The organism is Treponema brennaborense DSM 12168 (assembly GCF_000212415.1).
GTDB classification, from domain to species: Bacteria; Spirochaetota; Spirochaetia; order Treponematales; family Treponemataceae; genus Treponema_F; species Treponema_F brennaborense.
Genome location: NC_015500.1, coordinates 881649 through 899760 on the forward strand (window position 1 = coordinate 881649; position 18112 = coordinate 899760).

Here is an 18112-nt window from a genome sequence, read left to right on the forward strand (position 1 = left end):
GTTTTAGTCTGCAAAACGTGTGCGGCGGCAGCCGTTTCGGCTGCAACCGCCGTGCAGCCGCTCCGGCGATCGGCGATGCGGCAAACGGCACCCTTGTATGGTATCAAATTTTGCCGATTGTGTCATCAGAAAAAAAAGAGTATAATAGGCGGATATGAACACGATACAATATACGTTTACCGCAACAAGTCCGGATAAAAGCGGTTTAATTGCAGCTATTACGCACGCTATTGCCGCATCGGGCGGCAATATTTTAAATCTTGCGCAGCATACCGCGGTCGACGTCGGGATCTTTTTCTGCCGTATCAATTTTTCCGTTCCCGAATCGGCTGTTCCCGAATCATCCGATTCCGAATCATCCGATCAGTCGTTTTCGGAAGATCGGTTCCGTGAACTTTTTGATGAAACGGCCCGTTCCTTTTCCTTGACTTGGCAGCTGTTCCGCGCCGATAAAAAGCAGCGGATGGCCGTGCTGGTATCCAAGACGAGCCATTGTCTGTACGAAGTGCTGCTCAAGCATCAGGACAAGCAGTTGCATTGCGATATACCGGTCATTATTTCCAACCATCCCGATCTGTGTGCGGTTGCGACCGAATTCCATATTCCCTTTTATCAAGTCGATCCGGCCAAAGGCAAAGCCGCGTATGAAACCGATTTGGCGGCGATCCTTACCGAATACCGCATCGACATTCTGTGCCTCGCCCGGTATATGCAGATTCTGTCGCCCGAGTTTACGCGGGCGTGGAACAACAAGATTATCAACATACATCACGGCTTTTTGCCTGCGTTCAAAGGTGCAAAACCGTATCATCAGGCGTGGCATAAAGGCGTAAAAATCATCGGTGCCACGGCTCATTTTGCCAACGAAGATCTCGACCAGGGACCCATCATTTATCAGGACGTGATCCGCGTACAGGATACCAATTCAATAGAAGAATTCGTGCGCATGGGAAAAGACGTCGAACGGAAAGTACTTGTCGAAGGATTGAGGCGCTATTTCGATCACAGCATTTTCCTGCACGAAGGCCGCACGTTCATCATAGAATAAACGCTGAATAAACGTTTCTGCGCGGATAAAAAAACGGCGTGAAACGATTTTTTTTCCGCTTCACGCCGTTCTCCGTTTTTTTAGTTTTCAGTGCGGATTATTTCAGCTGCGCCTGAATTTCCGCCGGAACCGCAATACCGATTGCTTTCACCGTATCCGCGTTCACGGATAAGTCGCACGTTTCAAGATATTCGATCGGCATTTCAGCCGGTTTTTTGCCGTCACGGAGAATAGCCGCCGCCTGCTTGGCCGTCTGTTTGCCCAATTCGTAATAGTTTATGCCGTACGTTGCAAGACCGCCCTGGACGACCATGCCTTCTTCTCCGCAGAATACGGGAATTTTTGCCGGATTCGCTACGATTGCGACCGTCGCCATACCGGCGGCTATCATGTTGTCGGTCGGCGCGTAGATTGCGTCCACTTTGCCGATGAGACTCTGCGTAACCTGCTGGATTTCGTTCGAGTTGGATACCGTCGCGTCGATGTATTTGATGCCGAGCTCCGCGCACGCTTTTTTTGCAATATCGATCTGGAATTTAGAATTCTGCTCGCTTGAACAATACAGAAAGCCGATCGTTTTCAAATTGGGAACGAACTGTTTTGCGAGTTTGATCTGCGCTTCAACGGGCGTCAGGTCGGACGTACCCGTTACGTTCGTTCCGGGCAGTTCGTTCGACTTTACCAATTTTGCCGACGCCGGATCCGTTACCGCAGTAATCACGATCGGAATCGTGCGCGTCAGATTTGCAACCGCTTGAGCGGCGGGAGTGGCGATGGCCAGAATCAGGTCGTCTTTATCGTTCACCAGTTTCTGTGCGATCGTAACGCAGTTCGCCTGTTCGCCCTGCGCGTTCTGATAATCGATTTTGATATTCTGTCCGTCGACGAATCCTTCTTCTGCAAGGCCGTCCACGAATCCGCGGTACGACGCATCGAGCGCGACGTGTTCGACCAACTGCACGACGCCGATTTTATATACTTTTTCTCCGGTGGGTGCGTCTTTCTGTCCGAGCGCGAATACCGTGCTTCCGCTCAGCGCGGCTGCAAGCACGATGGCCGTCATTTTAGTGATCGTTTTTTTCATGTCCGTTTTCTCCTTGAACCGCCCGAATTTGTGTGCCGACCGGTTCGTACGTTTTCCCGATACAAGCTTCTGCAAATAAACTGTATCTTCTTTACTATAATGAAAGCGGCGTGCCGTAGTCAATATAATAACGGGCAAAAGCGTTTTTTTATTGTCAAACTGCATACGGAAAAGGTAAAATGTGGTATACTTGCATCCGTATCGGGCGGCCCGTTTCCGGCCGCTGTGAAGAAGCGCGCTGTGTGCGTGATCGATAAAAATTCTGCATTATATAGAGGTGTTTATGAAGGCGAAACCTATAACGGATCATATCTTTGCGTTGCACGCGGATATTACCGACGCACCGTATTTTGAAGGCATATGGTCAATTCCCGACGGCGTTACGCTCAATTCGTATATCGTGCGCGGTGAAAAAACGGCGCTCATCGATTTATACCGCGATTGGGAATCTGCGCCGCAGCAGATGAACGAACAGCTGTCTTCCGTCGGACTGACGGCGGCGGATATAGATTACGTGATTTTGAATCATCTTGAACCCGATCACACCGGATTTCTCAGGGAATTTCACGCGATGAATCCCGATGCGGAAATCATTTCAACGGCAAAAGGAATCGCGCTCGCGCAGAATTTCTGTAAAGCCGGAGCGGGAACGTATCGAGCGGTCAAAACCGGCGACGAACTTGATCTGGGAAAGGGCATCGTACTGCAGTTTACCGAAACGCCGAACGTCCACTGGCCCGAGACGATGATGACGTACGAACATTCGTCGGGCGTATTGTTTTCATGCGATGCCTTCGGTTCGTACGGCAAGACCGGCAACCGTATTTTCGACGACGAGTTCAGCACGGAAGAGCACGCTTTTTACGAACGTGAAGCGCTGCGCTATTATGCGAACATCGTCGCGAGTTTCAGTACCGCCGTCAAATCGGCGATCGCAAAATTTGACGGCGTTCCCGTTAACGTAGTGGCGCCGAGTCACGGACTGGTGTGGCGCGCTCATCCTGAAGTGATACTTGAACGCTACGCGTCGTACGCCGGCTGCAACACCGGCGGAAAACTCGAAAACAAAATATGCGTCGTATACGGTTCAATGTACGGCAGCACGAAGGCGGGCGTCGACGCCGTGGTTTCCGGTATCACGAAAGCCGGTGAACGCAGAGCCGCGGCCGGCGGAAATGCACCCGAAGTCGTCGTGCTCGAAATCCCCGCAACCGATATTTCAGTCGTGCTCGCGCAGGCGTACGATGCGGCGGGAATCGTTATGGCAATGCCGACGTACGAATATAAAATGTTCCCGCCGGCCGCGTACGTGCTGAATCTGTTCGCGCGCAAACATTTTACCGGCAAAAAAGCGCTGCGCATCGGCAGCTGGGGCTGGATCGGCGGCGCCAAAAAAGAATACGATGAAGCCGTCCTTCCGCTCAAATGGGATGAAATCGAATCGTACGAATGGCAGGGAATTCCGTCTGCGGAAGATTTGGAAGTTCTTGCGCAGCGCGGCGCGGCTCTTGCCGATACGGTTGCCGATACGGTTGCCGGTGCTGTTGCCGCTAGCGAGCGGAAATAATGTGTTTTTTTCACGTCGTTCCGGCTTTTACCGCCGGTTCGACTTGATTTTTTGTTTTCCTTTTATGATAATGTCATTATGAAACGTATATATGCGTGTATTATTTGCATTCTCGGTGTTTCCGCCGCCGCGTGGAGTTCCGCTTCGGATCGGATTATTTTCAGCGGATCGGTCGGAACCGCCGCCGTCTTTTACGGTGATTCCAGCCGTACCGACATGGCGTCCGGATTCAACCGATTCGTTCCCGAAGCGGACGTGTTTTTCGGCTTTATGCTCGATCCCGCGATACGTTTTTCCGTCGGAATGGTTTCCGTCTGCGATTTTCACGTTAAAGACGGCGCACACTGCAATTATATCGATTACGCGTTTTTCAGCGGTGTCAGAATATATCCGGGACTCGCAGGGCTTTGCGTCGCCGTCGAGTACGCCGTCGGCAGACGCACCGATTTTATCGATGCCGGTACGCCGCTCGACGGTATCCGTTCCACGCAGTGGGGCAACGGATTCAGGCTTTTGCTCGAATATGATTTTTCCGCCGGAGGAATAGGGTTCGCACCGGTTTTGGGCGGCGGCTGGCGCCGAATGCCTCGCGGCGATTCGGCGGACAATATATTGTCTTTGTATTTCAGAATAGCTTACCGATAGCTTCGCATTCCGAAATGAAAAAGACGGGAAACACCAATAAAACGTTTCAGCAGCAGCTGCTGTGGTACAGCGTCTCGCTGATAGCCGCAATGGTAGTTTTGGTTTCCGTCATCTTTTTTATCAGTTCCCGCGAGACGTTCAAATTACAGACGCAAACCTCCCGATATCTGTACGTGCGGCAGCTTACTACGTATTTGAACGGCTATCGCGAAAACCTCGATTCGTTTTTTCAAAGCGGTTCCGAGCAGTATTTGCAGAATATGAACTTGTACCTTGCCCGTTCGACCGATATGCTGCATTCTATAGAAGAAAGCGGTTCCGTCGGAAATACCGATATTCTGTTTTTGCTGCACGGTATTGAAAACGGACTCGATTTTATACGGCGCCGCTCGGAACCGTTCGCCGCGGAAGAGATTTCGGATTCGACGTACGCTGAATACGCAACGCTTTCCCGCGTCGTTTCGTACCTGCTCGATTACACCGACAATAAATTGCTTTCCGCCGTTATTGCCGACGATGCGGTGCGTATCGCGGAAAGCAGGCAGTTTATCGGCCGGTTCCGGTCGGTGCTGCTGATCGTCGTTATCGGAATCACCGCAGGATACGTTGCGGCGGCGCTGCTGCTCACGAGCTCGCTCGTTTCACCGATACGGAAAATGGTGCACGCCGCGCGCCAGATAACGAACGGAAACTTGGCGATTCCCGATATCAGCGTGCAGGGCGCCTCCGAACTGGCGTTTTTGGGCGACACGCTGAACCGGATGAAAGCGAGCCTGCTGGAACGGCTTTCGGCATTGCAGGAAAACGCCGATCTGGAAAAAAAACTGCATGAACAGGAACTTCAGCAGGTGAAAATCCTGAAAGAACTCGAAGCTGCCCAGTTTTTATCGCTGCAGGCGCAGATTCAGCCGCATTTCCTGTTCAATACGCTCAACGTTATCGCGCAAACTGCGCTGTTCGAGCAGGCGGCGCAGACGCGCACGCTGCTTTTCGATTTATCGTCGATGCTCCGGTACACGCTTGAAGCGCGGACCGCCGTATCCGTAGAGGCCGAATTCGATTTTATCCGCAGATATCTGCATATCCAGCAGACGCGTTTCGGCGATCGTCTCTCATTCGAGTTGAGCTGCGAGACTGAGGCGTACCGGGTGATGATTCCGCCGCTGCTCATTCAGCCGTTCGTTGAAAACGCCGTCATTCACGGGCTGGAACCGCTCGAAGACGGCGGAACGCTCAGCCTTGCTATCGCGCTGGAAGGCGATGCGCTGTCCATTACCGTTTGCGACAACGGAACCGGTATGACCGATGAAAAAATGGCCGCGCTGCTCGACAATTCACTGCCGGACGATCGGCCGCAAACGTCGCATATCGGCGTCAAAAACGTCGTAACGCGACTGCGCCTGTATTACGGCAGCAGCGCCCGGATCAGCATTCGGCGGATTGCGCCGCACGGAACGCAGGTGGAACTGCTGGTTCCGCAGTCGGGAGGAACTCGTGTATAAATTGATTATTGCCGACGACGAACCGCTGGAGCGGAAAGCGCTCGCGCTGATAGCGGCGCAAAGCGGACTGCCTTTTACCTGTATCGAAGCAAAAAACGGCAGGGAAGCGGTGGAGCTTGCGCTGGACCAAGCTGCCGACGCGGCGCTGCTCGACATCAAAATGCCCGCGGTGGATGGAATTCAAGCGGCGGAGAAAATACGGGAACGGCTGCCCGACTGTCTGATCGTGTTTTTGACCGCCTGGAGCGTGTTCGATTACGCGCAGACGGCCGTCAGACTCGGTGCGCGCGATTACATCGTAAAACCGGCTGAAACCGACGCCGTGATCGGCGTACTGTCCCGGCTGGTGCGGGAGCTTGATTCCCGCACCAGTTCACGCCGGGCGGCGGATTTGCAGATGAACGGTATGCTCGAACTGCTTGAAATGGATTTTTTCAACGCGCTCAAATACGGCGGTCTGTCCGCCGAAAAAATCAGATGCTGGCTTTCCCTGCAGCATATCCGCTGTGAATCGGGATTCTCGTTCGTTTTCAGTGCCGGAAACGACTTCGATTTGTGCGGCGGCGCCGTTTTACCGCAGATTACGGGGGCGTGCCGCAAAAACGGGTACGTTCCGTGCTGTTTTGAAGAACGGGCCGTGGACGGTACGGTTTTGTATCACGTGCTGGTGTTTTCGGAACAGCCGGAAAACGCCGTGCCGCGCATCGATTTGATGCAGTTTTCGTACAAATGGAGCGATTTCAGATGCGGAGAAGGGATGCCGTTCCGTTCCGCGGATCGAATCGCCTCGTCGCTTCAGCAAAGTCTGCTGGCGTATCTGAAAACGAACGCCGCTTCGCCGGTGCTGCATTACCGAAACCTGCCGCCTGCGGTTCCGCCGCTCGCCGGTACCTGGATGACCGAACTTGAATCGGGTATTATTCACGCGCTGTCCGAGGCCGACGAACAAGGCGCGCTGCTGCTGTCCGCTGAATATTTCGATCGCCTGATGCTTGAATACGGCGATGACGCGCCGGCGCAGCGGGCGGTCTGCATGGAAATGCTGCTGGTCGTTACCCGTTCCATTGAGTATAAATACCGCATCGCGCCGCCGGTGCTGCCTTCTTCGGCGGATACGGTAGATACGGCGGCGCTTCGGCTGATTTTTCAGGGATACGTGCATAAAACGTGTACCGAAGTGCTGACCGACCGGCGCAATAAGTACGAGCGTATTTTCAACAGTATAGAAGAGTATCTGCATATTCACTTTGCGGAACCGATTTCTTTGGAAACGGTTGCCGAATTCGTGGGAATCGACAGCGATTACTGTTGCAAATTATTTAAAAAACACACGTCGATTTCTTTCGTTGAATATCTTTCGGGACTCCGGCTGGATGCTGCGGCGGAATTGTTAAAAAACGGCAAACCCGTTGCCGACGCGGCGAGGAATTCCGGTTATCAGGATCCTGCGTATTTTTCCCGCGCGTTCAAGAAAAAATTCGGCCTGCCGCCGAAACAGTTCCAGCTCGTGCATTTGAACCGCTGAACCTCCGAGAGCTGAACCTCCGAGAGCCGAACGGCGGCGTGGTGCGGTTCGCTTTCCCTTTTTGCCGAAAATTTGGACTTTTTTGTAAATAATTGGACGCTTGTCGAAAAAACTGCCGTTGCCACCCTGTAATTTCCATCCTAAAATAAACCATACGACGCGCGGAACGGCGGCAAGTTCGCCGATTTGCGGTTTTAGGAGGATTTTATGAAGAAAATCATTTTTACGCTGCTCGCTCTGAGCGTACTTGGCGGAACCGTTTTTGCATCCGGTTCCGGTGACAAAGGTTCCAAAACGATGGTGCTCCGCTATGCTGAAAATCAGCCGCAGGATTATCCGACGACGCAGGCTGCGTACAAGTTTGCCGAACTGGTCGAACAGCGCACCGACGGACGCATCAAAGTCGAAGTGTATTACGGAGCGCAGCTCGGTGATGAAAAATCGGTTATCGAACAGCTGCAGTTCGGCGCTATCGATTTTACGCGCGTATCGCTTTCTCCGCTCGCCGAATTCAGCAAGGCGCTGAACGTACTGCAGCTGCCGTATTTGTATCGCGATCCCGAACACATGTGGAAAGTACTCGACGGATCCATCGGCGATACGTTCCTTAAATCCGTGGAGTCGAATAATCTGATCGGCCTTTCCTGGTTCGACGCCGGCGCGCGTAATTTTTACAATTCGGTTCGCCCTGTCACCTCTTTAGCCGATATGAAAGGTTTGAAAATCCGCGTGCAGGAATCGCAGCAGATGATGGACATGGTGCAGGCGCTGGGCGCCAATCCCACGCCGATGGCGTACGGTGAAGTCTATTCGGGATTGCAGACCGGAGTTATCGACGGTGCCGAAAACAATTGGCCGTCGTACGAATCGACGTCCCATTTTGAAGTGGCCAAGTATTTCGTCCTCGACGAACATACCCGCGTTCCCGAAATGCAGATGATTTCCGCCCTGACCTGGAAAAAACTTTCCGCCGAAGATCAGAAAATTATCCGCGAAGCGGCGCTGGAATCCGCAAAAATCGAACGCGAATTGTGGGCAGCCAAAGAAAACGCTTCCGAAGCCAAGGTAAAAGCCGGCGGTGCCGTCGTGACAGAATTGTCCGCAGCCGAAAAACAGAAGTTTCAGGATGCGATGGCTCCGCTGTACAAAAAATACGGCGCGGGATATGAATCGGTGATCGCCGATATTCAAGCTATCAAATAGTACTGCCGGCAGCACAGAGGAGGAACCGTGAAACATCCCGTTTTTAGATCGGAAATGAACCGTGCGGAAAAGGTGTTCAGTTGCGTTACGTATGCGTTCGATTGGGTATACCGCGTACTGCTCGAATATGCGAAAGTGGTACTGTTGGTTATCATCGTTATCGTAAGCGCGCAGGTGTTCAGCAGAAAAGTGTTCGGCACCAGCATCCGCTGGTCGGAAGAAGTGGCGCTTTTGCTTATGGTGTGGACTGCTTTCATTTCCATGGCGATCGGCGTGGAAAAAGGACTGCATATTGCCATTGAAATGTTTTTCAATCGGTTCCCCGGAAAAATTCGGATCGCAGTTACGAAAATAAACACGTTCGCGACTTTTTTGTTCGGTTTGGCGCTTGTCGTGTACGGCGGCAAACTGATCGGTTCCACCATGTCGTCCACGCTGCCGGCGACGCAGTGGCCCGCCGGTATGCTGTATCTGATGATGCCGGTCGGCGGCGTTTTTATCATGTATTTTACGTTTTTATCGTTATTCGGTTTGGAACGGTTCAGACATTTCGATATAGAAGACGGCGCCGCCGACGCGCCGCCGGAACCGCTCGCCGCGGTTTCCGGTAAGGAGGCTGATCATGTATGATCCTTCGATTGCGATCTGGCTGCTGCTCGGTTCGTTCGTCGTTTTCGTTATCTGCAAAATGCCGGTTGTGTTCGCACTTGCCGTTTCATCCTGCATTACGATGCTGTATATGGGAATTCCCCTGATGGCGTTCATTCAGCAGATGGGAAAAGCGGTAAACAGTTTTTCGCTGATGGCGATTCCGTTTTTCGTGTTCGCAGGTGAACTGATGGGAGCGGGCGGAATTTCAAACCGGCTGCTCGACTGCGCGAACGCGATCGTCGGCCGGTTTCGCGGCGGTCTTTCGTACGTAAACGTGCTGGGGTCGATGTTCTTCGGACATTTGTCCGGTTCCGCCGTTGCGGACGTGTCTTCGCTCGGCTCCGTGGAAATCCCCATGATGGAAAAGGCCGGCTACGATAAGGATTTTTCCGTCGCCATTACGGTCGCCTCGTCGTGCCAAGGCGTGCTGATTCCGCCGAGCCACAACATGATCATCTATTCGGTGGCGGCCGGCGGCGTTTCCGTAGGCGCGCTGTTTATGGCCGGACTGGTTCCGGGCATACTGTGCGGCATCATGCTGCTGATCGTCTGTTTCGTGCTGGCGCAGATTCGGCATTATCCTAAAGGTGAAAAGATTCCGTTCAAACGGGCGGTGAAAATCGTCTGGAACGCGCTGCTCGCGCTGTTCACCGCAGTTATCATTTTGGTCGGCGTTACCGCGGGGATTTTTACGGCGACCGAATCCGCTGCGATCGCCTGTATTTATGCGTTCATCATTTCCGTATTCGTCTATCGTGAACTGAAACTTACGCAGATTCCGCGGCTGCTGATGAATACCGTCAAGACGCTCGCCATGGTGTTTTCACTGATAGCTGCCGCCGGTGCGTTCGGCTATCTGTTGGCAATGCTGCGTGTTCCCTCGATGATTACGCAGGGGTTGATGGCGATTTCTTCAAGCAAAGTTGTGATTTTCTTATTGATCAACTTGATGCTTTTGCTGTTAGGCTGTATCATGGATATGGCGCCGCTTATTCTGATCGTAACACCGATTTTGGTACCGGTCGTGCAGTCGTTCGGTATGAGCCCGGTTCAGTTCGGCGTCATGCTCATTTTCAACCTTGCCGTCGGGCTGTGCACGCCGCCGGTCGGGTCCGCTCTGTTCGTCGGATGCGGTATCGGTAAGATTTCCGTCGAACGGACGGTCAAGGCGATGCTGCCGATGTATGCTGCAATGATCGTCGGATTGCTGCTGGTAACGTTCGTACCGTCGATTTCGCTGTTCTTACCCCGTTTGCTTGGATATGCTGTGTAAAACATATACCGCAGCGCTGCTGTTTTGTGCAGCAGTGCTGCCGCTGTTCGCCGCCGGTACGAAAGACCGGAACAAAACGTCTCCCGAAAACCGGATCATTTTACGGCTTGCGGATAATCAGCCAGACGGATATCCGACCGTTACCGGTGATCTGGCGTTCGCCCGATTGGTCGCCGAACGTTCCGGCGGCCGGATTACCATAGAAGTGTACAACAACGGTCTGCTCGGTGATGAAAAATCGGTTATCGAACAGGTACAATTCGGCGGAATCGATTTCTGCCGCGTTTCTATCTCTCCGCTCGCTTCTTTTTATCCCGATCTGAACGTGCTGCAGCTGCCGTATTTGTACCGCAGTTCGCTGCATTTGTGGAACGTTTTGAACGGCGAAATCGGTTCGTTTTTTCTCGACGCGGTTAATTCTTCCGGATTTCAGGGATTGTGCTATTTCGATTCCGGCGCCCGCAGCTTTTACACCGTCGGCAAGCCCATTCGCTCCGTCAAGGATATGAAAAACTTGCGGATTCGGGTGCAGGAATCGTCTCTGATGATGGCGCTCGTTTCGGCGCTCGGCGCGGTTCCCGTGCCGATGCGGTACGAATACGTGTACGAAGCGCTGCGGATGCGGGACATCGACGGTGCCGAAAACAATTTTCCGTCGTACGATTCCTCCGGTCATTACGAAGTTGCCCGGTTTTTTTCGGTCGACGAACACACCCGCGTTCCCGAAATGCTCATTGCGTCAAATATGTCTTTGGATAAATTGTCGGCGCCGGATCGCGCGCTCATTCTGCAGGCGGCGAAGGACGCTTCCGTTATCCAAATTCAGGCCTGGGCCGATTACGAGCAATCTTCCCGTTTAAGAATGCAGGAAGCCGGCTGCGTTATTCTTCCCATAGAAAACGTTCAGGAATTTGCCGAAGCAATATCGCCCGTGTACGGCGCGTTGAGCGAAACGCAGCGGCGGCTGGTTGCAAAGATTCGCGCCGTCGAAGATTAGAATTACGTTTTAAAATAAAAAAAGGATTGTCCGGAGTTCGGGCAATCCTTTTTTTATTTTTGTCGGTTCGGTTACCGTGCGTATTCGATAATGCGCGTTTCGCGTATCATCGTTATTTTTATTCTGCCCGGATACCGTAAATCGTTTTCAATCTGTTTTGCAATTTTCCGCGCCAGTTCTTTAACGTCCTGATCGGGAATCTTTTCGTTGTTGACCAGAACGCGCAGTTCGCGGCCGGCCTGTATGGCGTATGCTTTTTCAACGCCGCCGAAGTTTTCTGCAATCGCTTCAAGGTTTTCAAGCCGCTTTACGTAATTGTCGATCGTCTCACGGCGCGCGCCCGGACGGGCGGCCGAAATCGCGTCGGCAATCTGAACGATAATGGCTTCGATGCTCGTCGGTTCTACGTCGTTGTGGTGAGCGCCGACCGCGTTGATAACGCGTGCGTCTTCTCCCATTTTACGCGCCATATCCATACCCACTTCCGCGTGGTTCTGATCGGAATCGTTTTCCGCACCTTTTCCGATATCGTGCAGCACCGCGGCGCGCTTCGCCAAATCACGGTTTACGCCGATTTCGGCCGCGAGCATACCCGCGATGATTGCGACTTCTTTCGAGTGCGTGAGTACGTTCTGCCCGTAGCTGGTTCTGAAATACAGCCGTCCCAGCGCGCGCACGCCCTCCTGATTCATGTTGTGAATACCGAGGTCGAACAGTACTTTTTCACCTTCTTCGTAAATTTTCTGCTGTATTTCGCGCGTTACTTTCTGCACGATTTCTTCTATGCGGGCGGGGTGTATGCGTCCGTCGGAAATCAGCCGTTCCAGCGCTACTTTCGCAATTTCCTTGCGCACCGGATCGAAACACGAAATGACGACGGCTTCCGGCGTGTCGTCGATAATGATGTCGACGCCGGTCAGCGTTTCGAGCGTACGGATGTTGCGTCCTTCCCGTCCGATAATACGGCCTTTCATTTCATCGCTCGGCAGAGATACCGTTGCGACGGTGATGTCGCCCGTAGTTTCGGTTGCGATGCGCTGGATCGTCGTTACCAGAATATCGCGGGCTTTTTTTTCGGAAGAAAGCTGCGCTTCCTGTTCGATTTTGTTCAGCATCGCCTGCGCGTCGTGGCGCGCTTCGTTTTCGAGATTCTGGATAATCAGGTTTTTTGCTTCTTCGGCGGAAAGTCCGGAAATGCGTTCCAGTTCCTGACGGTACCGCTCTTCCTCGCTCAGCAGAACCGTTTCGCGCTCGGTCATTTTCTGAGCGCGCGCAGCCAGTTCCTGCTCCTGCTTATCCATGTCTTCGTTCCGTTTATCGAGCGCCTCTTCTTTTTGCATGAGGCGGCGCTCCATCCTCTGCAAATCGCTCCGGCGTTCACGGTTTTCCCGCTCCTGCTGCTTTTGTTCCCGAATGAGTTGATCTTTCGCTTCTAGTAAAATTTCTTTTTTCTGTGCTTCCGCTTCTTTTATAGCGTCCTGTTTTATCCGCTCCGCTCTCTGTTCGGATGCAGATAATTGAAATCTGGCGTACAGCCAGCGAATAGTCCATCCAAGAACAATTCCCGCAACAGGGAGCCCTATCCAAAACACTAAAGATATCATGTTTGTGCTCCTCGTTTTTAATAGAAATGTTCAGTCTATAAGTTATCATAAGTTGCCGGTATTGTCAAATATAAATTCGGCAAATGTAAATACAGAAAGGTTTTATACGGTGAATTCCGGATTCTCGGCTCCGCGGCCGTTTCGGCTGTCCGCACGCCCGTCCGTTTGCAGAATTTTACGGAAAGCATATTTACATATTTCATCTTACGCTATAAAATGAGAATATGACAGACTTACTTACAGACGCTGAATTCGACCTATTCCGTAAAGTTATTTATGCCGAGAGCGGAATTACTTTTTCAGAGACAAATAGATCAATTCTCGACAGCCGGCTGAAAGAACGACTGCGTGAAACGAAACTCGCCACCGTGCAGGAATATTACCGGCTCATCACTTCCGATAAAGAAGAAATGAAGCTGCTGCTCGATTCGGTGACGACCAATCTGACCCGGTTTTTCAGGAATCAACCGCATTTCGACGCGTTTGAACGGTATATCGTGCCGCGCCTGATTGAAATGAAAAAAACGCAGGTCGATAAAAAAATACGCGTGTGGAGCGCGGGCTGTTCCACCGGAGAAGAACCGTATACGATCGCGATGATTCTGAAAGACATTCTGCCTTCTCCGTACACCTTTGAGATCACCGCGTCCGACATTTCCCTGAAATCGCTTATGGTCGGCAAGCAGGGGTTTTATCCTGAGTCCCGCGTCGGCGGCATTCCCGATAAATATCTGAAACGTTTTTTTACCCAAACGGACGCCGGGTATCAGGTAACGGATGAATTGATGAAAACGATCCGCTTCGACTATCATAATCTCAAATATGATTCGGGTGCCCGCAATCTCGACGTCGTTTTCTGCCGCAACGTTCTCATTTATTTTGACGAGGCGGCGCAGCTTGAGGTTATAAACCGATTTTGGGACGCAATGGCGCCCTATTCGTTTCTTTTTATCGGTCATTCGGAATCGCTTTTCGGTATGAATACGAAATTCGAGTTTTTAAAAACGGACTGGGCTTGTTTATACCAGAAAAACGTACAGTAATAGGGGCTACTGATGAATTCAGCTGAAATTGGTGTGCTGATCGTCGACGATTCGGCGCTCATGCGGAATTTGATTTCCAGAATCGTAGAAAATACTCCGGGCTTATCAGTCGTCGGCAAGGCGATGAACGGTCAATTCGCATTGGAGAAAATTCCGTCGTGCCAGCCGGACGTTATCGTCCTTGATATTGAAATGCCGGTTATGACCGGATTGGAGTTTTTGAAAGAACGGAAAAAGCGGGGAATCGATATCCCCGTCATTATGCTGTCAAGCTTAACGACAGAAGGCGCGGCGGTAACGATGCAGTGCCTGGAACTGGGCGCAAGCGACTTTCTGACCAAACCGGGCGGTTCGGTCAGCGGCGACCTGAGCGCCGTTGCGGCGCGGCTGGTGGAACTGCTTTCATCGTACGGCGGACAATACGCCCGTCTCAAGAAAAACAAATATATTCCCGTATACAAGCATTTCGTTGATCCCGCCGCGCTTTCCGCAGTTGCCCGATCCGGATCGTTTACCGCACAGCCGGTTTCCGAAGCGGTGCCGGAGCCGAGCGCCGCGTTCCAGACTCCCATTGAAGTGCCGCAGCATAAGCAGCCCGCCGTCGTGCAGCCGCTGCGTGAAAGCGGCAGAATCGAAGTGATCGCCATCGGCATTTCTACCGGCGGACCGAACGCGCTGCGCGAAGTGTTCCGTGCGATCGATCCGGGATTATGTCAGCCCGTTTTGGTCGTGCAGCACATGCCGGCCGGTTTTACGGAAGAATTTGCAAACAGTCTGAATCATATTTGCCCGCTGGAAGTCAAAGAAGCGCACGACGGCGATCTGCTCAAACCGGGTCGTATCCTTATTGCGCCGGGCAATTATCATATGTTCGTGGAGCATAAATCGCTGGCGCAGGTGGTGCGGCTTTCGGACGCCGAGCAGCGCAACGGGCATCGCCCGTCGGTGGACGTGCTGTTTGAATCGGTTGCGGCCGTGTATCAGAATCGTGCGCTCGGCGTTATCATGACCGGTATGGGCCGCGACGGCGCCGCTCAGCTTGCGGAAATGCGCCGCCAAGGCGCGCGCACGCTCGGTCAGGATGAAAAAACGAGCGTCGTCTACGGTATGCCGAAAGTTGCGTGGGAATTAGGCGGCGTGCAGAAACAGGTACCGCTGCAGGATATGGCCGGCGAAATCAGCACTCTGGCGAAGGAGTATTGCTGAGCTGCCGCGAGCCGTTCAGTACCGAAATGATTTCCGGCTTCGTCAGATTCAGTCTACCTCTGGTAAGCAGAAAGACGATTCCGGTAGAGAGCAGCAGCAGTCCGAGCACGCCCGCCGCGCGCATTCCTTCCGTAACCGTTTTCTGCAGCAGTTGCGCTGCCGGATCGGCAAGAAAATAGCCGGCGGTTGCGGCCGCAACCGGCACGAGCAGTGAAAAGATTCCCTGCAGCGCCGCCGCTTTGGGCGACGAACCGATCTGCACGATGTCGCCGCACGAAAGTTCAAGCTTGCGCGGATTGGTCGCCTGAAACGGCGTGCCGCGTTTTGCGCAGGATTGCCGGTTGCAGTTTATGCACGTGTCGCTGATAAGCGGCGTAACCCACACCGTGTTCTTTTCAAAGTTGAGGACGCACGCTTTTTCACGCATAAAAATCACCTTTGCACGGGAGATCTTTCAGCCGCCGCGTGCATTCTTCGGCACCCGCTTTATTCCCCAGTTCTTTATACGTGTCGCGCAGATTGTACAGCGCGTCGTAGTAGGTCGGATCTACGGTCACCGCCTGTTCAAAAGCTTCACAGGCACTGTCGTATTCGGCACGGGTAAAATAAATGACGCCGCTGTTGTTCCACAGATGCGCGTTTTTCCTGTTGAGCGCAAGACCCGCCGCGCAAAACGTAAGCGCTTCGTCCTGTTCGTTCAGCATAAAACAGATGTGCGCCAGTGATTCCAACACTTCTTCGTCGTCCGGTTCCATTTTAAACGCCGTCAGTACGGCGTCTTTCGCCTGAAGCAGTTTGCCCGCGTCGCGGTACGTAACGCCCAGATTATACCAAAGCAGATAATTTTGATGTTCCATGGTGAGCGCCCGTTTAAAACACGCGATCGCCTCCGGATATTCACCGCGGGAAGCAAATTCTATCGCCCGGGTGTTCAGCATTTCAGGACTCTCTTTCATAACAGGCCTCCCTTTTTCGGAATACGGATATTGCCGATACGCATATCCTTACGTATATAGTACGGCTTTTCGGCCCGGAAGGCAAGCGCGATTTTACGGCAGCATTGACGTAAAAAGCGCGTCGATTTTACGGGCGGCGGCGGAGTCGGGATACAAACCGGTTACTTTTGCGCACGCTTGCCGTATCAGGGTGCGGGCGCGGGTGTGCGCCGCGGCGACGGCTCCGCTTGCGGTAAGCATGGTTACGCATCGTTCGACAGCCGGAGATTCTATGCCGTCTTTTCGGGCCTGCGTAAAACACGCCATGATCGTATCGAAATCCTGCGGCTGCTCGGCAAGGTGAATCAGCACCGGCAGACTTTTTTTGCCTTCAACGATATCGTCGCCGCGTTTTTTGCCGATATTGCCGGTCGTCAAATTCAATACGTCGTCGAGAATTTGAAATCCGACGCCGATGTCCGCCGCCGCGTTTCCCATAACGGATTCCTGTTCGGCAGTTCCTCCGCCGACGAGCGTTCCGGCTTTTGCCGCGAGCGCGGCGAGCGTTCCCGTTTTCATGCGGACCATCGCTTCGTATTCCTGAACGGAAGGCAGCGCGGTGTTGTCTTTATGCCATGCGATATCCATCGCCTGACCGAGGTGCAGCCGCCGCAATTCTTCGGCGTACAGCCGGTACAAGGCGAGTTTTCGTTCCGCCGGCAGCGGTACGTTCGTAAGGCAGGCCGCCGCGGTAAAATACAGCCAGGAGCCGGCGTTTATGGCCGTGTCGATTCCCCAGGTGATGTGCGCGGCCGGCATTCCCCGGCGGGTGTCCGCGCAGTCTTCTATATCGTCGTGGATAAGACTCGCCGTGTGAACGAATTCCACGAGCGGCGTTATTTCATACGCGGCTTCGGGACTTTCTTCCGTTCCGGCAGCCGCCGCCGCGCAGAGCGTTAAAAGCAGCGGCCGCCACCTTTTTCCGCCGAGCTTCAGCAGCGCTGCGCACGGGGATGAAAGCTGTTCTATGTGCTTTTCCGTCACGCAGCCCGGCAAAGTGCCGAATATGTTTTCATTCCAGCCGGCGCCCGGTGCGTCCGGTAAATTCTTTTGAAGAACCGATTCAATTTTTTGCAGTTCCATGGTATAATCATAACGCATATCGCGTAGTATACCATATTTCGATATAAAAATATAGGGCGAATGTGCCGATACTTGTGTATGGGAAGTTTATGGCAGCAAACAGTTATGAAAAACCCGATTATTGGTCCCGTAAAGCTTTTTCGGAAGGATATCCGGCTCGATCCGTATATAAACTGAAAGAAATAGATGAAAAATTCGGGATGATACGGAAAAATTACCGCGTTCTCGACCTCGGCGCGTCTCCCGGCAGCTGGACTGTTTTCGTTTTGCGGGCACTCGACGGCTCCGGGCACGTAACGTCCGTCGATCTGAATCCGCTTGCAAAAAACGTCAAAGGTGAAAACCTGACGTTCATACAAGGCGATTTGTACGATGCGGACGTGCGCCGTCAGGCGATGGAGCTCGGTCCGTACGATCTGGTCGTCTGCGACGCGGCTCCGCCGACGACGGGAAACCGCGTAGTGGATACCGCCCGTTCAACGGGACTGGTGGAATTGGCGGTGTATTACGCGCAGACGATGCTCAAAGCCGGCGGTAATTTTGCAGTGAAAGTCTTTCAGGGCGGCGATCAGCAGGCTCTGTTGAAAACAATGCGCGGCATGTTTTCTTCGGCAAAAGGTTTTAAGCCGGAAGCGTGTCGTTCCGAGTCGTTTGAAACGTATCTGGTAGGGCTCGGTAAAAAATAG

At 52.9% G+C, this 18112-nt stretch carries 17 protein-coding genes; 12 read left to right on the forward strand and 5 right to left on the reverse strand.

The window, feature by feature from the left end; all coding sequences use genetic code 11:
* The first annotated feature begins 154 nt into the window (after positions 1-154).
* Positions 155-1048, forward strand: coding sequence for a formyltetrahydrofolate deformylase (purU, locus tag TREBR_RS03610; protein WP_013757869.1), 894 nt, complete (start codon positions 155-157; stop codon positions 1046-1048).
* 97 nt (positions 1049-1145) lie between these two features.
* Here the strand turns inward: purU and TREBR_RS03615 are convergent, their stop codons facing one another.
* Positions 1146-2132 carry an ABC transporter substrate-binding protein gene (locus TREBR_RS03615; protein ID WP_013757870.1) on the reverse strand — a complete coding sequence of 329 codons (987 nt, stop codon included), beginning with the start codon at positions 2130-2132 and terminating at the stop codon, positions 1146-1148.
* 283 nt (positions 2133-2415) lie between these two features.
* On the opposite strand from TREBR_RS03615, the gene TREBR_RS03620 reads away from it, so the two are divergent.
* The 8 genes from TREBR_RS03620 (at position 2416) to TREBR_RS03655 (ending at position 11495) form a co-directional block, all read left to right on the forward strand.
* Entirely contained in the window at positions 2416-3699 is a 1284-nt protein-coding gene (locus TREBR_RS03620) for an FprA family A-type flavoprotein (RefSeq protein ID WP_013757871.1), read from the forward strand.
* Positions 3700-3777: 78 nt separating this feature from the next.
* Positions 3778-4344 carry a hypothetical protein gene (locus tag TREBR_RS03625; protein ID WP_013757872.1) on the forward strand — a complete coding sequence of 189 codons (567 nt, stop codon included), beginning with the start codon at positions 3778-3780 and terminating at the stop codon, positions 4342-4344.
* A gap of 14 nt (positions 4345-4358) precedes the next feature.
* The gene (locus tag TREBR_RS03630; RefSeq protein WP_013757873.1) at positions 4359-5846 is read left to right on the forward strand and encodes a sensor histidine kinase; all 1488 of its coding nucleotides are present in this window, start codon (positions 4359-4361) and stop codon (positions 5844-5846) included.
* The gene (locus TREBR_RS03635; RefSeq protein ID WP_013757874.1) at positions 5839-7371 is read left to right on the forward strand and encodes a response regulator; all 1533 of its coding nucleotides are present in this window, start codon (positions 5839-5841) and stop codon (positions 7369-7371) included. The genes TREBR_RS03630 and TREBR_RS03635 overlap by 8 nt, the downstream gene beginning before the upstream one ends.
* A 207-nt stretch (positions 7372-7578) precedes the next feature.
* A complete protein-coding gene (locus TREBR_RS03640) occupies positions 7579-8574 on the forward strand; it encodes a TRAP transporter substrate-binding protein (RefSeq protein WP_013757875.1) in 996 nt (331 codons plus the stop codon).
* Positions 8575-8601: 27 nt separating this feature from the next.
* Entirely contained in the window at positions 8602-9204 is a 603-nt protein-coding gene (locus TREBR_RS03645; RefSeq protein WP_013757876.1) for a TRAP transporter small permease, read from the forward strand.
* Positions 9197-10498, forward strand: a complete 1302-nt coding sequence (locus tag TREBR_RS03650) for a TRAP transporter large permease (protein WP_013757877.1) — start codon at positions 9197-9199, stop codon at positions 10496-10498. The genes TREBR_RS03645 and TREBR_RS03650 overlap by 8 nt, the downstream gene beginning before the upstream one ends.
* Positions 10488-11495, forward strand: a complete 1008-nt coding sequence (locus TREBR_RS03655) for a TRAP transporter substrate-binding protein (protein WP_013757878.1) — start codon at positions 10488-10490, stop codon at positions 11493-11495. Before TREBR_RS03650 ends, TREBR_RS03655 begins: the two co-directional genes overlap by 11 nt.
* A gap of 71 nt (positions 11496-11566) precedes the next feature.
* Here the strand turns inward: TREBR_RS03655 and rny are convergent, their stop codons facing one another.
* Positions 11567-13099: a ribonuclease Y gene (gene rny, locus TREBR_RS03660; RefSeq protein ID WP_013757879.1), complete on the reverse strand. Its 1533-nt coding sequence runs from the start codon at positions 13097-13099 to the stop codon at positions 11567-11569.
* Between the two features lie 224 nt (positions 13100-13323).
* Between rny and TREBR_RS03665 the strand changes: the two genes are divergently transcribed.
* Complete coding sequence (locus TREBR_RS03665; RefSeq protein ID WP_013757880.1) at positions 13324-14142, forward strand: CheR family methyltransferase; 819 nt, start codon at positions 13324-13326, stop codon at positions 14140-14142.
* A 12-nt stretch (positions 14143-14154) separates the two neighbouring features.
* Entirely contained in the window at positions 14155-15348 is a 1194-nt protein-coding gene (locus TREBR_RS03670) for a protein-glutamate methylesterase/protein-glutamine glutaminase (RefSeq protein WP_013757881.1), read from the forward strand.
* Here the strand turns inward: TREBR_RS03670 and TREBR_RS03675 are convergent.
* The 3 genes from TREBR_RS03675 to TREBR_RS03685 form a co-directional block, all read right to left on the reverse strand.
* Entirely contained in the window at positions 15320-15775 is a 456-nt protein-coding gene (locus tag TREBR_RS03675; RefSeq protein WP_013757882.1) for a SoxR reducing system RseC family protein, read from the reverse strand. The two genes, TREBR_RS03670 and TREBR_RS03675, sit on opposite strands and share 29 nt — an antisense overlap.
* Entirely contained in the window at positions 15768-16304 is a 537-nt protein-coding gene (locus tag TREBR_RS03680; RefSeq protein ID WP_013757883.1) for a tetratricopeptide repeat protein, read from the reverse strand. Before TREBR_RS03680 ends, TREBR_RS03675 begins: the two co-directional genes overlap by 8 nt.
* 93 nt (positions 16305-16397) lie before the next feature.
* Positions 16398-17444, reverse strand: coding sequence for a polyprenyl synthetase family protein (locus tag TREBR_RS03685; protein ID WP_013757884.1), 1047 nt, complete (start codon positions 17442-17444; stop codon positions 16398-16400).
* 71 nt (positions 17445-17515) lie between these two features.
* Between TREBR_RS03685 and TREBR_RS03690 the strand changes: the two genes are divergently transcribed.
* Positions 17516-18112, forward strand: coding sequence for an SAM-dependent methyltransferase (locus tag TREBR_RS03690; RefSeq protein ID WP_013757885.1), 597 nt, complete (start codon positions 17516-17518; stop codon positions 18110-18112).

Coding starts and splice junctions, on each gene's coding strand:
- TREBR_RS03685 (WP_013757884.1), bottom strand. CDS start 17,444: ATGCGTTATGATTATACCATGGAACTGCAAAAAATTGAATCGGTTCTT.
- TREBR_RS03615 (WP_013757870.1), bottom strand. CDS start 2,132: ATGAAAAAAACGATCACTAAAATGACGGCCATCGTGCTTGCAGCCGCG.
- TREBR_RS03680 (WP_013757883.1), bottom strand. CDS start 16,304: ATGAAAGAGAGTCCTGAAATGCTGAACACCCGGGCGATAGAATTTGCT.
- purU (WP_013757869.1), top strand. CDS start 155: ATGAACACGATACAATATACGTTTACCGCAACAAGTCCGGATAAAAGC.
- TREBR_RS03650 (WP_013757877.1), top strand. CDS start 9,197: ATGTATGATCCTTCGATTGCGATCTGGCTGCTGCTCGGTTCGTTCGTC.
- TREBR_RS03620 (WP_013757871.1), top strand. CDS start 2,416: ATGAAGGCGAAACCTATAACGGATCATATCTTTGCGTTGCACGCGGAT.
- rny (WP_013757879.1), bottom strand. CDS start 13,099: ATGATATCTTTAGTGTTTTGGATAGGGCTCCCTGTTGCGGGAATTGTT.
- TREBR_RS03675 (WP_013757882.1), bottom strand. CDS start 15,775: ATGCGTGAAAAAGCGTGCGTCCTCAACTTTGAAAAGAACACGGTGTGG.
- TREBR_RS03655 (WP_013757878.1), top strand. CDS start 10,488: ATGCTGTGTAAAACATATACCGCAGCGCTGCTGTTTTGTGCAGCAGTG.
- TREBR_RS03690 (WP_013757885.1), top strand. CDS start 17,516: ATGGCAGCAAACAGTTATGAAAAACCCGATTATTGGTCCCGTAAAGCT.
- TREBR_RS03625 (WP_013757872.1), top strand. CDS start 3,778: ATGAAACGTATATATGCGTGTATTATTTGCATTCTCGGTGTTTCCGCC.
- TREBR_RS03630 (WP_013757873.1), top strand. CDS start 4,359: ATGAAAAAGACGGGAAACACCAATAAAACGTTTCAGCAGCAGCTGCTG.
- TREBR_RS03665 (WP_013757880.1), top strand. CDS start 13,324: ATGACAGACTTACTTACAGACGCTGAATTCGACCTATTCCGTAAAGTT.
- TREBR_RS03670 (WP_013757881.1), top strand. CDS start 14,155: ATGAATTCAGCTGAAATTGGTGTGCTGATCGTCGACGATTCGGCGCTC.
- TREBR_RS03640 (WP_013757875.1), top strand. CDS start 7,579: ATGAAGAAAATCATTTTTACGCTGCTCGCTCTGAGCGTACTTGGCGGA.